Origin of the sequence: Actinophytocola sp., from assembly GCF_036555685.1 — a bacterium.
GTDB lineage: Bacteria > Actinomycetota > Actinomycetes > Mycobacteriales > Pseudonocardiaceae > Actinophytocola.
The window spans coordinates 1-14510 of record NZ_DATBKY010000134.1 but is presented as its reverse complement, the minus strand read 5'-3'; the positions used below and the strand labels follow the sequence as shown (position 1 = coordinate 14510).

At 72.2% G+C, this 14510-nt stretch carries 15 protein-coding genes; 11 read left to right on the top strand and 4 right to left on the bottom strand.

Annotated features, from left to right (window positions below):
- Positions 1-69 precede the first annotated feature (69 nt).
- Entirely contained in the window at positions 70-1611 is a 1542-nt protein-coding gene (locus VH969_RS13570) for an acyl-CoA synthetase (protein ID WP_331974084.1), read from the bottom strand.
- A gap of 21 nt (positions 1612-1632) precedes the next feature.
- Positions 1633-2673 carry an LLM class F420-dependent oxidoreductase gene (locus tag VH969_RS13565; RefSeq protein WP_331974083.1) on the bottom strand — a complete coding sequence of 347 codons (1041 nt, stop codon included), beginning with the start codon at positions 2671-2673 and terminating at the stop codon, positions 1633-1635.
- Between the two features lie 45 nt (positions 2674-2718).
- On the opposite strand from VH969_RS13565, the gene VH969_RS13560 reads away from it, so the two are divergent.
- The 5 genes from VH969_RS13560 to VH969_RS13540 are packed head-to-tail and all read left to right on the top strand — an operon-like array spanning position 2719 to position 7148.
- Positions 2719-3666: a Zn-ribbon domain-containing OB-fold protein gene (locus tag VH969_RS13560; RefSeq protein WP_331974082.1), complete on the top strand. Its 948-nt coding sequence runs from the start codon at positions 2719-2721 to the stop codon at positions 3664-3666.
- Positions 3663-4700 (top strand): thiolase family protein, encoded by a 1038-nt coding sequence (locus VH969_RS13555; RefSeq protein WP_331974081.1) that lies wholly within the window; start codon positions 3663-3665, stop codon positions 4698-4700. Before VH969_RS13560 ends, VH969_RS13555 begins: the two co-directional genes overlap by 4 nt.
- Complete coding sequence (locus VH969_RS13550) at positions 4700-5851, top strand: thiolase family protein (RefSeq protein ID WP_331974080.1); 1152 nt, start codon at positions 4700-4702, stop codon at positions 5849-5851. The genes VH969_RS13555 and VH969_RS13550 overlap by 1 nt, the downstream gene beginning before the upstream one ends.
- On the top strand, positions 5848-6714 hold the full coding sequence (locus tag VH969_RS13545; RefSeq protein ID WP_331974079.1) for a TIGR03619 family F420-dependent LLM class oxidoreductase: 867 nt from the start codon (positions 5848-5850) through the stop codon (positions 6712-6714). Before VH969_RS13550 ends, VH969_RS13545 begins: the two co-directional genes overlap by 4 nt.
- Positions 6711-7148 carry a nuclear transport factor 2 family protein gene (locus VH969_RS13540; protein ID WP_331974078.1) on the top strand — a complete coding sequence of 146 codons (438 nt, stop codon included), beginning with the start codon at positions 6711-6713 and terminating at the stop codon, positions 7146-7148. Before VH969_RS13545 ends, VH969_RS13540 begins: the two co-directional genes overlap by 4 nt.
- Positions 7149-7287: 139 nt before the next feature.
- Here the strand turns inward: VH969_RS13540 and VH969_RS13535 are convergent, their stop codons facing one another.
- Entirely contained in the window at positions 7288-7929 is a 642-nt protein-coding gene (locus tag VH969_RS13535) for an NAD(P)-dependent oxidoreductase (RefSeq protein ID WP_331974077.1), read from the bottom strand.
- A 103-nt stretch (positions 7930-8032) separates the two neighbouring features.
- On the opposite strand from VH969_RS13535, the gene VH969_RS13530 reads away from it, so the two are divergent.
- On the top strand, positions 8033-8473 hold the full coding sequence (locus tag VH969_RS13530; RefSeq protein ID WP_331974076.1) for a MarR family transcriptional regulator: 441 nt from the start codon (positions 8033-8035) through the stop codon (positions 8471-8473).
- A 154-nt stretch (positions 8474-8627) separates the two neighbouring features.
- Here the strand turns inward: VH969_RS13530 and VH969_RS13525 are convergent, their stop codons facing one another.
- Positions 8628-9851 carry a cytochrome P450 gene (locus VH969_RS13525; RefSeq protein ID WP_331974075.1) on the bottom strand — a complete coding sequence of 408 codons (1224 nt, stop codon included), beginning with the start codon at positions 9849-9851 and terminating at the stop codon, positions 8628-8630.
- A 118-nt stretch (positions 9852-9969) separates the two neighbouring features.
- Between VH969_RS13525 and VH969_RS13520 the strand changes: the two genes are divergently transcribed.
- From VH969_RS13520 to VH969_RS13500, 5 genes are read left to right on the top strand one after another with little or no spacing between them, the layout of a single operon-like run.
- On the top strand, positions 9970-11088 hold the full coding sequence (locus tag VH969_RS13520; RefSeq protein ID WP_331974074.1) for a steroid 3-ketoacyl-CoA thiolase: 1119 nt from the start codon (positions 9970-9972) through the stop codon (positions 11086-11088).
- Positions 11089-11122: 34 nt separating this feature from the next.
- Entirely contained in the window at positions 11123-11863 is a 741-nt protein-coding gene (locus VH969_RS13515) for an enoyl-CoA hydratase family protein (protein ID WP_331974073.1), read from the top strand.
- Positions 11860-12699, top strand: coding sequence for a CoA transferase subunit A (locus VH969_RS13510; protein WP_331974072.1), 840 nt, complete (start codon positions 11860-11862; stop codon positions 12697-12699). Before VH969_RS13515 ends, VH969_RS13510 begins: the two co-directional genes overlap by 4 nt.
- Positions 12696-13397: a CoA-transferase subunit beta gene (locus VH969_RS13505; protein WP_331974071.1), complete on the top strand. Its 702-nt coding sequence runs from the start codon at positions 12696-12698 to the stop codon at positions 13395-13397. Before VH969_RS13510 ends, VH969_RS13505 begins: the two co-directional genes overlap by 4 nt.
- Positions 13394-14455, top strand: coding sequence for an NAD(P)H-dependent flavin oxidoreductase (locus VH969_RS13500; protein ID WP_331974070.1), 1062 nt, complete (start codon positions 13394-13396; stop codon positions 14453-14455). Before VH969_RS13505 ends, VH969_RS13500 begins: the two co-directional genes overlap by 4 nt.
- Positions 14456-14510 lie beyond the last annotated feature (55 nt).

Sequence of the window (14510 nt, the reverse complement as noted above, 5' to 3'; positions counted from 1 at the left end):
ACCCGGGTGTCAGACTCGCGGTTGCCGAGTGTTGGACTCGCGGTTGCTGAGTGTTGGACTCGCGGGGCTTTAGATGGGGTGGTCTTGGTTGGGCCAGTATGGGTCGCGGAGTTTTCGTTTGTACAGCTTGCCGTTTGGGTCTCGGGGGAGCTGCTCGACGTAGTCGATCGTGCGGGGGATCTTGAACTTCGCCAGGCGGTCGGCTGCGAAGGCCAGCAGGTCCTCGGTCAGTCCGGCGTCGCCGTCGACGCCCTCCGCCGGTTGCACGACCGCCTTGATCTCCTCGCCCCAGTCCGGGTTCGGGACGCCGAACACCGCCACGTCCGCAACCTTCGGGTGGACCGCCAGCGCGTTCTCGATCTCCGCCGGGTACACGTTCACGCCGCCGGAGATGATCAGGTCCGACTTCCGGTCGCACAGGTACAGATAGCCGTCCTCGTCCAGGTAACCGATGTCCCCCAGCGTGAAAAGGTCACCTACCCGCGACGCCGACGTCTTCGCCGGGTCCTTGTGGTACTCGAAGTTCGACGCGCCCATCCGCATGTACACCAGGCCCGGCTCGCCCGGGGCGAGCTCCGCGCCCGACTCGTCCAGCACCTTCACCACCGAGCCCGGCCACGGCCTGCCCACCGAGCCCGGCCGCGCCAGCCACTCCGCCGCCGAGATCGCCGTGCCGCCGCCCTCCGTCGCCGCGTAGTACTCCGTGACCACCGGACCCCACCAGTCCAGCATCCGCCGCTTGACCTCCGGCGGGCACGGTGCCGCGCCGTGGATCATCACCCGCAGCGACGACACGTCGTAGCGCTCGCGCACCTCGGCGGGCAGGGCCAGCAACCGATGGAACTGCGTCGGCACCATGTGGCTGTGCGTCACCCGGTACCGCTCGATCAGGCGCAGCATCTCCTCGGGCCGCCAGCGGTCCATCAGCACCGCCGTGTGTCCCAACTGGACGGAGTTGGCCACGAAGTTGAGCACCGCCGTGTGGTACATCGGCGAGCCGCACACATGCACGTGGCCGTCGAACGGGTGCAGGTCGAAGATGCCGAAGAACCACGTGGCGGCCGCTGGCACCTCGTCCGGGTCCGCACCCGTCAGCGGCCGGCGCACGCCCTTCGGCCGGCCGGTCGTGCCGGACGTGTAGAGCATCGGCGAGCCCGCGGTCCGGATGTCGGGCCGCCCCCGAGAACCGGCGCCCAGCGACGAGAGCGGCGAGAACCCGGGTACGTCGCCGACCGCGAACCGCGCCTCGATCCCACTGGCCGCGGCCGCGTCGGATGCGACGGAAGCAAACCGTGAGTGTGCGACGAACGCGCGCGCGCCGCTGTCGGAGATCAGGTACGCGACCTCGGCGCCGACCAGGTGCCAGTTGGCCATCACCACGTACAGGCCGGTCTGGAACGCTCCGAAGTAGACGGACGCCAGCTCCGCGCCGTTCGGCAGCAGCACCACGATCGCGTCACCCGGGCGCAGGCCCAGCGCCTGGAAGCCGCGCCCGTACCGGTCGGCCGCGGCCGCCAGCTCGGCGTAGGTCACCTCCCGGCCGTCCGGATCGACCACGGCGACGAGGTCCGGCTGCTCGCGGGCGATGTTCCACAGTCCGATCGAGGCCACCGGCCTAATCTAGAACGTGTTTCAGTTGTCGGCAAGAACCTCCGCGATCGCGCGCACCTGGGCGGCGTCGTGGGCGCCGACCATGAGCATCGTGACGCCGTGGTCCGCCCACTTCTTCGCGTGCGCGCGGACCTGCTCGGCGGTGCCGATCATCGCGGTCTCGGCGACGAGCTCGTCGGGCACCGCGGCCGCCGCCTCGAGCTTGCGGCCCTCCCGGAACTTGCGGGTCACCTCCTCGACGACCCCGCCGTAACCCATCCGCCGGAACAGGTCGGCGTGGAAGTTCTTGGTCTCCGCGCCCATGCCGCCGGCGTACAGCGCGATCATCGGGCGGTGCCGGTCGTACTCGGCCGCCGGGTCGTCGGTGATCGCCACCGTGACGTTCGCGGCGACCTCGAAGTCCGCGCGCGAGCGGCGGGCACCGGGCCGGGCGAAGCCCTCGTCGAGCCACGAGTTGTACTGGTCGGCGAGCGAGTCGGAGAAGTAGACGGCGAGCCAGCCGTCGGCGATCTCGGCGGTCAGTGCCACGTTCCTCGGACCCTCCGCGCCCAGCCAGATCGGCAGGTCGGCGCGCAGTGGATGGGTGATCGGGCGCAGCGGCTTGCCGAGCCCGTCGGCGCCCGGGCCGGTGTAGGGCAGCGGGTAGTGCGGGCCCTCGCTCGTCACCGGGGCCTCGCGGGCGAGCACCTGGCGGACGATCTTCACGTACTCGCGCGTCCGGGCGAGCGGCTTGCCGAACGGCGCCCCGTACCAGCCCTCGACGACCTGCGGGCCGGACACGCCGAGCCCGAGGATCGCGCGGCCGCCGGAGAGGTGGTCGAGGGTCAGCGCGGCCATCGCGGTCGCGGTAGGCGCGCGGGCGGACAGCTGCGCGACCGCGGTGCCGAGCCGGACGCGCGTGGTCGGCGCGCCCCACCACGCGAGGGGGGTGAACACGTCCGAGCCCCACGACTCGGCGGCGAACACTGCGTCGAAGCCGGCCTCGTCGGCGGCGCGGACCATCTCGGCGGCGTGCGGCGGCGGGGCCGCGCCCCAGTACCCGAGCTGAAGTCCGAGCTTCATCGCTACCTCCTTGCCGGTCGTGCTAGAACGTGTTTCACTCGGAGCGTGACAGTCGATCAGGAACCGCTGTCCGCCCCGCTTTCCATCGGGTTCGATTACACCCGATCGCTCGGGCCGGTCCTGGGCCGGTTCGTCACCGGGCTCGCGCAGCGGCGGATCTACGGCGCGCGCGGCGCCGACGGGCGGGTGCACGTGCCACCGCCGGAGTACGACCCGGTGACCGCCGAGCCGCTTGCCGACCTCGTCGAGGTCGGCCAGGAGGGCACGGTCGTCACGTGGTGCGCGCAGCCGGAACCCCTTGCGGGCCAACCACTTCAGCGGCCGTTCTGCTGGGCACTGATCACGCTGGACGGTGCGGACACGCCGACGCTGCACGCGGTCGACGCCGAGCAGGTGGTGACCGGCATGCGGGTGCGGGTGCGGTGGGCACGGACGCAGGGCAACGGGATCCGCGACATCGAGTGCTTCGTGCCGGCCGGCGACGGCTCGCGCGCGGAGCCGCGCGAGGCCCCGCCCGTCACGATGCTGACCACGCCGGTCGAGCTGCACTACACGCACTCCGCGTCACCCGAGGAGAGCCGCTACCTGCGCGGGCTGGCGGAGGGCAGGCTGCTCGGGCAGCGGTGTCCCGCCTGCGGCAAGGTCTACGTCCCGCCGCGGGGTGCGTGCCCGACCGACGGCGTGCCGACCGAGGAGGAGGTCGAGCTCCCGGACCGGGGCATCGTCACCACGTTCTGCATCGTCAACGTGCCGTTCCTCGGCCAGCGCATCAAGCCGCCGTACGTCGCGGCCTACGTCCTGCTCGACGGCGCGGACATCGCGTTCCTGCACCTCGTGCTCGGCTGCGCGGCCGAGGACGTGCGCATGGGCATGCGTGTCGAGGCCGCCTGGAAGCCGCGCGAGGAGTGGGGCACGACGCTGGAGAACATCGACCACTTCCGGCCCACCGGTGAGCCGGACGCACCGTACGAGTCGTACCAGGGACACCTGTGAACAGGGTGGCAGTCGTCTCCTTCGCCCAGGCGCCGAACGTCCGGGAGACGCACGGGACGACCAACGGCGTCGAGATGCTCGTGCCGATCATCCGCGAGGCGCTCGGCAAGGCGAACCTGGCCAAGCAGGGCGTCGGCTTCTGGTGCTCCGGCTCGTCGGACTACCTGGCCGGCCGGGCGTTCTCGTTCATCGCCGCGGTGGACGCGATCGGCGCATTCCCGCCGATCCACGAGTCCCATGTGGAAGCGGACGCGGCGTGGGCGCTCTTCGAGGCGTGGGTGAAGATCCGTACCGGCGAGGTGGACACCGCGCTCGTATACGGGTTCGGCAAGTCCAGCGCGGGGCAGCTGCGGCGGGTGCTCGCCATGCAGCTCGACCCGTACACCGTCGCTCCACTATGGCCGGACGCGGTCAGCGTCGCCGGGCTGCAGGCACGCCTGGGCATCGACCGCGGCCTGTGGTCCGAGGCCGACATGGCCGCGGTGGCCGCCCGCGCGCGAGCCGCCAACCCGGACGCCCAGATCCACGAGGCGGTCACCGCCGAGGAGCTGCTGCGCCGCCCGTACGTCGCGAACCCGTTGCGGCGCCACGACTGCGCACCGGTCACCGACGGCGCGGCCGTGGTCGTCCTGGCCGGCGGCGACCGGGCACGGGAGCTGTGCGCGCGGCCGGCGTGGATCACCGGCATCGCGCACCGGGTGGAGTCCGCGCACCTCGGTGCCCGCGACCTCGTCACCTCACCGTCCACTGTGGCCGCCGCCAAGGACGTGGGCACGGACGGCGTGACGCTAGCCGAGCTGCACGCGCCGTTCAGCCACCAGGAGATCCTGCTGCGCCACGCGCTCGGGTTCGGCGACGAGGTGACCGTCAACCCGTCCGGCGGGCCGCTGGCCGGGAATCCGATGTTCGCCGCCGGCCTCGCCCGGATCGGCGAGGCCGCCACGCGGCTGCGCGGCGGTCAGCGGGCGCTCGCGCACGCCACGAGCGGGCCGGCGCTGCAGCAGAACCTGGTCTGCGTCCTGGAGGCCGACTGATGGCCAAGCAGCGCGCCGCCGTCCTCGGCGTCGGCCAGAGCCACCACCGCAGCAAGCGCACCGATGTCACGATGGCCGGCCTGTGCCGCGAGGCCATCGACCGCGCGCTCGCCGACGCGAACCTGGAGCACCGGGACATCGACGCGGTCGTGCTGGGCAAGGCGCCCGACCTGTTCGAGGGCGTGATGATGCCCGAGCTGATGCTCGCCGACGCGATCGGCGCGACCGGGAAACCCTTGCTGCGCGTGCACACCGCGGGCTCCGTCGGTGGCTCGACCGCGAACGTCGCGGCGAGCCTCGTGCACGGCGGCGTCCACCGGCGGGTGCTCGCGGTCGCGTTCGAGAAGCAGTCCGAGTCGAACGCGATGTGGGCGCTGTCGATCTCGCCGCCGTTCCACATGCCGGTCGGCGCGGGCGCGGGCGGGTACTTCGCGCCGCACGTGCGCTCCTACATCCGCCGCGCGCAGGCGCCGGACCACATCGGCGCGCTGGTGGCGGTGAAGGACCGCCGCAACGGCGCGAAGAACCAGTACGCGCACCTTCGCCAGCCCGACATCACGTTCGAGTCCGTCCGCGCGTCGGCCATGCTGTGGGACCCCATCCGCTACGACGAGACCTGCCCCTCGTCCGACGGCGCGTGCGCGATCGTCCTCGGCGACGAGACCGCGGCCGGCCCGGGCGTCGCGTGGATCCATGCCACCGCGATGCGCACCGAGCCCACCACGTTCGCCGGTCGCGACCAGGTCAACCCGCGGGCCGGCCGGGACGCGGCCGCCGCGCTGTGGCGCGAGGCCGGCATCGCCGACCCACTCGCGGAGATCGACGCGGCCGAGATCTACGTGCCGTTCTCGTGGTTCGAGCCGATGTGGCTGGAGAACCTGGGCTTCACCGACGAGGGGCAGGGCTGGAAGCTCACCGAGGCGGGCGAGACCGAGCTCGGCGGGCGGCTGCCGGTGAACCCGTCGGGCGGGGTGCTCTCGTCGAACCCGATCGGCGCGTCGGGGCTGCTGCGGTTCGGCGAGGCGGCCATGCAGGTGATGGGCCGCGCCGGCGAGCACCAGGTCGACGGCGCGCGCAAGGCGCTCGGCCACGCGTACGGCGGCGGCTCGCAGTACTTCTCGATGTGGGTCGTCGGAGCGGAGAAACCATGAAGTTCACGGTCGGGGTCGCGCTCAGCCCGCTGGACCAGCTCACCGAGCTGGCGCGGACCGCGGAGGAGTGCGGGTACGACTCGATCGCCCTGCCGGACTCGCTGTTCTTCGCCGAGCAGGTGTCGGCGAAGTATCCGTACACACCGGACGGTTCGCGGTTCTGGGACGCCGACACGTCGTGGATCGACCCGTTCGTGGCGGCCGCGGCGATGGGCGCGGTGACGAGCCGGATCCGGTTCTACACGCAGGTGCTCAAGCTCAGCCCGCGCAATCCCGTGCTGCTGGCCCGCCAGATCGGCTCGGTGGCGGTGCTGACCGGCAACCGGTTCGGCCTCGGCGTCGGGCTGGGCTGGTCGCCGGAGGAGGCGCGGTGGTGCGGTGGCGAGTTCGACCACCGCGGCGCGCGGGCCGACGAGGCGATCGAGATCATCAAGCTCGTCCTCGGCGGCGGGATGGTCGACTTCCACGGCGAGTACTACGAGTTCGGCAAGCTGGCGATGAGCCCGGCGCCGAGCGAGCCGGTGCCTGTGTACGTCGGCGGGCACACGGACGCGGCGCTGCGCCGGGCCGCCCGTGCCGGCGACGGCTGGACGTCCGCGATGATCACGTTCGACGAGCTGGGCGACGTGCTCGCCCGGCTCGCCACGCTGCGCGCGGAGGACGGCCGCACCGGCCCGTTCGAGATCCAGGCTGTCTGCGTGGACCGGTTCGGCGTGGACGGCTACCGGGCGCAGGCGGACATCGGCGTGACCGACGCGATCGTGGTGCCGTGGGTGTTCTACGGCGTGGGTCTCGACGGCCCGCTCGAGGCGAAGAAGGACGGCATGAAGCGGTTCGCCGACGAGATCATGGGGAAGACATGACCGCCATAACGTGGCGCGGGCCCGACACCACCCATCCCGCGCGGACCGCGTCGCGCCGGTCGATGGACGCGGTGTGCCGCGGCGCCAAGGACGAGTGGGTCGCGCTGTTCGCGGCGGACGGCGTGGTCGAGGACCCCGTCGGCGTGTCGATGTTCGACCCCACCGGCGACGGCCACCGCGGCCGTGCCGCGATCGCCGCCTTCTGGGACCTGGCGATCGCCGACGTCGAGCGCTTCGAGTTCGCCGTGCGCGACTCGTTCGCCGCCGGGCACGAGGTGGCCAACGTCGGCACGATCTCCGCGTTCCTGCCCGGTGGGGCCAGAGTGGACACCGAGGGCGTGTTCGTCTACCGGGTCGACGCGGACGGGCTGATCGTCTCGATGCGCGCGTTCTGGGAGACCGACCGCGCGATGGCCACGCTCAGACAGGAATGAGGCCGGCCGCCACAGGAGGTTTGACGGCCGGCCCGGGTGACACACCCTGCCTGACCCGACAAGGCTCTCACCGGGTCGCCACCTGGTTGGCGTCCGCCGGTGCCGGCGGAAGGGCAGCTCTCGCTGCCCGAAAGGGCGGCTACCGCGCGACACCCACGGGCTGGTCCACCGCCCGCGGGTCGTCGACCAGCGCGAGCATCGCGTGTGCGACGTCCGCGCGGGACACGAACGCCCCGTTCGGCACGTTCGCGCCGAAGGCCAGCCGGTAGCGGCCCGAGAGCGGCTTGTCCGTCAGCCGCGGCGGCCGCACGACGGTCCACCTGGTACCGCTGCGCCGGATGTCGGCCTCCATCGCCGCGAGGTCGTCGTACACCTTCCGGAAAGCCAGCCGGACCAGCGGGTACGCGACCCGCCGGCCGAGGAACCGCTCGCCCTCCGGCACCGGCCCTACCGGCATCGCGCTCACCGCCACGAACCGGCGCACCCTGGTCGCCTCGAGCGCGCCCAGGATGCCCCGCGTCGCCGTGGCCGCCACGCCGGCGTCCGCGCGCGAGCGGGGGCCGACGCCGGACAGTGCCGCGTCGCTGCCGGCCAGCGCGGGCTCCAGCGGACCGGGCTCGGCAAGTCCGGCGACCGTCACCACCTGCAGACCCGGCTGGTCCGGCACGGCCAGCCGGGCTCTGTCCCGCACCACCGCGGTCACCGCGTGCCCCTGCTCGAGTGCCTGGCGGACCACCTGCCCGCCGATTCCCCCGGTCGCGCCGAAGACGGTCAGCTTCATCCCGTTCACCTTCCCCACCCGGTACATTGCCTTCGAACCACATACAATACGGAAGTCATACTATATGGATAACGTACCAGAGGATCGGCGTGCACGGCGGCGCGTGGCGAACGAGGTGCTCGGCGTCCTGCGCGAGCTGAACTCACATCTGGGCGTGCTCAACCGCCGGGTGGGCGCGCGGGTGGCGGTGCGCGACTCCGACCTGGCCTGCCTCGACCTGATCGCCCGGTACGGCCCGATCGGCCCGAGCGCGCTGGCCAAGCGCGCGGGCACCCACCCGGCCACGATGACCGGCATGCTCGACCGCCTCGAGAGCGGCGGCTGGATCGTGCGCGAACGCGACCCGGACGACCGGCGCGCGGTCGTGGTGCGCGTGCTGCCGGATCGCGGCAGCGAGATCTTCGGTCTGTACGGCGGCATGCGCGGCGCGATCGAGGAGATCTGCGCGGACTACGACACCGAGCAGCTCCGGCTGATCGCGGGCTTCCTCGCCCGGCTGGCCGATGCCGGTGCGCGGTCGGCCGAGAAACTCGCCGACCAGTAGGTCGCACGGCTGCGGCAAAGGTCCGCCCGTGGATCATTGTGCGGAGGTCTTGGACCGCCGACGGTGATCTCAGGGGAACGTGACGGCACCCGGCCACAAATGTGTGGCAAACCGCACCGTTGTGCGAAAGGTGGCCAACACTTTGAATTCCGGGCTAGTAGCTGACCCGCAGCTCCTTGATGCCGTTGAGCCAGCCCGACCGAAGCCGGCGCGGATCGCCCTCGCCGCGGATGTCCGGCATGTGGTCGGCGATCGCGTTGAAGATCAGGTCGATCTCCACCTTCGCCAGGTTCGCGCCGACGCAGTAGTGCGCGCCGGTGCCGCCGAACCCGAGGTGCGGGTTGGGGTCGCGCGTGATGTCGAACCGGTACGGGTCGGTGAACACGTCGGCGTCGAAGTTGGCCGAGCTGTAGAACATGCCGACCCGCTGGCCCTTCCGGATCTCCTGGCCGCCGAGAACGGTGTCCTGCGTGGCCGTGCGCTGGAAGCTCATCACCGGCGTGGAGAACCGCACGATCTCGTCGGCCGTGGTGGCCGGGCGCTCGGCCTTGAACAGCTCCCACTGGTCGGGGTGGGTGAGGAACGCGTGCATGCCGTGGCTGATCGCGTTGCGCGTGGTCTCGTTGCCGGCCACGGCGAGCAGCAGCACGAAGAAGCCGAACTCGTCCGAGCCGAGCGCGGTGCCCTCGATGTCCGCGTTGACCAGCGTGGTCACGATGTCGTCCATCGGGCACTTCTTGCGTTCCTCGGCCATCGCCCACGCGTAGCCGAGCAGCTCGGCCGACGCGGCCTCCGGGTTGATCGAGTACTCCGGGTCGTCGTAGGCGACCATCTGGTTGGACCAGTCGAAGACCTTGTGCCGGTCGTCCTGCGGGATGCCCAGCAGCTCGGCGATCGCCTGCAGGGGCAGCTCGCACGCGACCTGGGTGACGAAGTCGCCGCCGCCCTGCTCCTTGGCGCTCGTGACGATCCGCTCGGCCCGCTCCGCGAGCTTGGCCTTCAGCCTGGCGATCGCCTTCGGCGTGAAGCCGCGCGAGACGATGCCGCGCACCTTGGAGTGGTGCGGCGGGTCGATGTTCAGCATGATCAGTCGCTGCGCCTCGATCTTGTCGCGCGTCATGTCCGGGTTGAAGCGGATGATCGCGGTGTTCTCGGCGCTGGAGTAGATGTCGCTGTGCCGCGACACCTCCCTGACCTCGGCGTACCGGCTCACCACCCAGTAGCCGTCGTCGCCGAAGCCGGCGAGGCCGTGCGGCTGGGCGTTCCACCACACCGGCGCGGTCCGGCGCAGCTCCGCGAACTCCTCGACGGGGATCCGGTGCTCGTAGAGGTCGGGGTCGGTGAAGTCGAAGCCATCGGGGATGCGGGGAGCGGCCACCTCGTTCTCCGATCATGTGGAACACGTTCTACTCGATTCAAACACAGCGGCCCGCCGTAAGTGAAGGTCCGGCCCGCTGCTCCTTGCTCGGTCCAGAAACAGGTTCTATTTTGTGTTCATGGCAGAGCCGGTGATCATCGAGGCCGTCCGGACCCCCATCGGCAAGCGTGGCGGCGTGCTCGCCGGCCTGCACGCGGCCGAGATCCTGGGTGCCGCGCAGCGGGCGGTGCTGGCCCGCAGTGGGGTAGAACCTGTTCTCGTCGAGCAGGTGATCGGTGGCTGCGTCACGCAGGCGGGGGAGCAGTCGAACAACGTCACGCGGACGGCGTGGCTGCACGCGGGCCTGCCGTACCGGGCCGGCTGCATGACCGTCGACTCCCAGTGCGGGTCCGCCCAGCAAGCGATGCACCTGGTGGCCGGGCTGATCGCGGCCGGTGCGATCGAGGTCGGCGTGGCGTGCGGGGTCGAGACAATGAGCCGGGTGCCCCTGCGCGCGAACGTGGGCACCGGAGCCGGCACGCCGCGGCCGGACTCGTGGACGATCGACCTGCCGAACCAGTTCCTCGCGGCCGAGCGGATCGCCGGGCGGCGTGGACTGTCACGTTCGGACCTGGACCGGTTCGGCCTGCGGTCGCAGGAGCGCGCGGCGGCGGCCTGGGCGGCCGGCCGCTACCGCCGCGAGGTCGTGCCGGTCGGCGCGGTCATCCACGACCAGGGGCTGCGGGCCACGTCCGCGGACGCGCTCGCCGGGCTCTCGCCGGTGGTCGAGGGCGGCCTGCACACGGCCGGGACGTCATCGCAGATCTCCGACGGGGCGTCGGCGGTGCTGCTGATGTCCGCGGAGCGGGCGCGCTCGCTCGGGTGCACGCCGCGCGCCCGGATCGTGGCGCAGTGCCTGGTCGGCGCGGAGCCGTACTTCCACCTCGACGGGCCCGTGCAGGCCACGGACGCGCTGCTCGCGAAGACGGGGATGAAGATCGGCGACCTGGACCTGTTCGAGGTCAACGAGGCGTTCGCGTCGGTCGTGCTGTCCTGGATGGCCGTCCACGAGCCGGATCCGGACCTGGTGAACGTCAACGGCGGGGCGATCGCGCTCGGGCACCCGGTCGGCGCCACCGGCACGCGGCTGGTCACCACCGCGCTGCACGAGCTGGAGCGGCGGGACGCGTCGACCGCGCTGATCGCCATGTGCGCGGGCGGCGCGCTGTCCACGGGCACGATCATCGAGAGGTGCTAGGCTGACCAAGCAATTGCTAGGTTAGGCGGTCAGCATGGGTGTGTCGACGAGCCGGCCCGAGCCCGGCGTCGCCGTGGTCACGCTGGACTTTCCGCCGGTCAACGCGCTGCCCGTGCGGGGCTGGGCCGACCTCGCGGCGGCGGTGACGGCCGCCGGGCGCGACGCCCACGTCGTCGTGCTGCGGGCCGAGGGCCGCGGGTTCTGCGCCGGGGTCGACATCAAGGAGATCCAGTCGGCCGGCCACGACGCGCTGGTGGGCGCGAACCACGGCTGCCACGCGGCGTTCGGCGCGGTGTACGACTGCGCGGTGCCGGTCGTGGCCGCCGTCCGGGGGTTCTGCCTGGGCGGCGGGATCGGGCTCGTGGGCAACGCGGACGTGGTGGTCGCCGCGGCGGACGCCACGTTCGGGCTGCCCGAAGTGGACCGAGGCGCGCTGGGCGCCGCCACCCACCTGGCCCGGCTCGTGCCGCAGCACCTGATGCGCGCCATGTACTACACGGCCGCCACGGTCACCGCGGCGGACCTGCACCACCACGGCTCGGTGTACCGGGTGGTGCCCCCGGCCGAGCTGGACGCCACGGCGCTGAAGGTGGCCGGGGAGATCGCGGCGAAGGACACGCGGATCATCCGTGCCGCGAAGGCCGCGATCAACGGGATCGACCCGCAGGACGTGCACCGCAGCTACCGGTACGAGCAGGGGTTCACGTTCGAGCTGAACCTGACCGGCGTCGCGGACGAGGTGCGCGGGCGGTTCGGAGAGGGCGGCGGCTCGTGAGGGACAAGCGGATGACCGTCGACGAGGTGGTCGCCGAGCTGTCCGACGGGATGACGATCGGCATCGGCGGCTGGGGCTCGCGGCGCAAGCCGATGGCAGCGGTTCGCGCGATCGTCCGCTCCGGCTTGCGGGACCTGACGGTCGTGTCGTACGGCGGACCGGACGTCGGCCTGCTGTGCGCGGCCGGCAAGGTACGCGAGGTCGTGTTCGGGTTCGTGTCGCTGGACTCGATCGCGTACGACCCGTACTTCCGCCGCGCCCGCGAGTCCGGCTCGGTCGCGGTCCGCGAGTACGACGAGGGCATGCTCCAATGTGGACTACGGGCGGCCGCGCACCGGCTGCCGTTCCTGCCGATCCGGGCCGGCCTGGGCTCGGACGTCCTGGTGCTGGACCCGTCGCTGCGCACGGTCCGCTCCCCGTACGGAGACGGCGGGCCCGGCGAGGAGGTCGTCGCCATGCCGCCGCTGCGGCTGGACGTGGCGCTGGTGCATCTCAACCGCGCGGACCGGCACGGCAACGCGCAGTACCTCGGCCCGGACCCGTACTTCGACGACCTGTTCTGCCTCGCCGCGACCCGCCGGTACGTGACGTGTGAGTCCATCGTGGACACCGCCGCGCTCGCCGCGCTGGGGCCGCCGCAGTCGTTGCTGCTCAACCGGATGATGGTCGACGGCGTCGTCGAGACCCCGGGCGGCGCGCACTTCACCAGCTGCGTGCCGGACTACGGGCGGGACGAGCCGTTCCAGCGGACGTACGCGGCCGGCGAGTGGGACTCGTTCGCGGACCGGTACCTGTCCGGTGACGAGGCGGCGTACCAGGCGGCGGTGCGCTCATGACGCTCGCGGACGTCTGCGCGGTCGCGTGCGCGGAGGTGTTCCGCGGCGACGGCGAGATCCTGGCGAGCCCGATGGGCCTGCTGCCCTCGCTCGGCGCGCGGCTGGCGCGGGCGACGTTCGCGCCGGACCTGCTGCTGTCCGACGGGGAGGCGACGCTGCTCTCCGTGGACGGCGAGGCCGAGGGGTGGCTGCCGTACCGGGCGGTGTTCGACGTGGTGGCACACGGCCGGCGGCACGTGGTGATGGGCGCGAACCAGCTGGACCGGTACGGGAACCAGAACATCTCGTGCATCGGCCCGCACTCGCGGCCGGTCCGGCAGCTGCTGGGATTCCGGGGCGCGCCGGGGAACACGGTGAACCACCGGACGAGCTACTGGGTGCCGCGCCACTCGCCACGGGTGTTCGTGCCCGCGGTCGACGTGGTGTCCGGAGTGGGTTTCGACCGGCCGGGCGGGCCGTTCCACGACGTGCACCGGGTGGTGACGAACCTGGGCGTGCTGGACTTCGGCGGCCCCGACCGGACGATGCGGCTGGTGTCCGTGCATCCCGGGGTGTCGGTGTCCGATGTGGCGGAGCGGACCGGCTTTCCGCTCTGCGTAGGCGAAGTGCGCACCACGCGGACGCCGGCACCAGCCGAGCTGCGCCTGCTCGACTCGTTCGACCCGGCCGGTGCGCGAGAACGGGAGGTGCCGTCATGAGGACGGCGCTGACGCGGCTCGTCGGCGTGCGGTACCCGATCGTGCAGACCGGGATGGGCTGGGTGGCGGGGCCGCGGCTGGTGTCCGCCGTCGCGTCCGCCGGTGGCCTGGGCATCCTGGCGTCGGCCACGATGTCGTTGCCGGAGCTGCGGTCGGCGGTGCGGGAGGTCAGGTCGCGGACCGGCGCGCCGTTCGGGGTGAACCTGCGGGCGGACGCCGGGGATGCCGCTTCCCGCGCGCGCCTCCTGATCGACGAGGGCGTGCGGGTGGCGTCGTTCGCGTTGGCGCCCTCGCCGTCGCTGATCGCGACGCTGAAGGACGCCGGCGTGGTCGTGATCCCGTCCGTCGGCGCGGTGCGGCACGCCGTGAAGGTGGCCGGCTGGGGCGCGGACGCGGTGATCGTGCAGGGCGGCGAGGGCGGCGGGCATACGGGCGACGTGGCGACGACGTTGCTGCTGCCGTCCGTTGTGGACGCCGTGGACATCCCGGTCGTCGCGGCAGGCGGCTTCTTCGACGGCCGCGGCCTGGTGGCGGCGCTGGCCTACGGTGCCGCGGGTGTCGCCATGGGGACGCGGTTCCTCCTGACGGCGGAGAGCACGGTGCCCGCGGCGGTGAAGGAGGCGTACCTGGCGCACGGCCTGGACGGCACCGTGGTGACGACGCGGGTGGACGGCCTGCCGCACCGGGTGCTGCGCACGGAGCTGGTCGCGTCCCTGGAGTCGTCCCGCCTGCGCGGCCTGGCGAGCGCCGTGCGCAACGCGGCACGCTTCCGCCGCCGCACGGGCCTGACCTGGCCGGCCCTGCTCCGCGACGGCCACGCGCTGCGCCGCGGCCGGTCGCTGTCGTGGGCGCAGGTGCTGATGGCCGCCAACACGCCGATGCTGCTGCGCGCGGGCCTCGTCGAGGGCCGCACGGACACGGGCGTCCTGGCCGCGGGCCAGGTGGTCGGCGCGATCGACGACCTGCCGACGTGCGCGGAGCTGGTCGACCGCATCATGAAGGAGGCGGACGACATCGTCGCCCACCTACCTCGCGAGTCCAACGTTCCGGAGGGGTGAGTTCAACATTCGCGCCCGCACATGAGTGGACTCGCGGGGGCTGGGTGTTGGACTC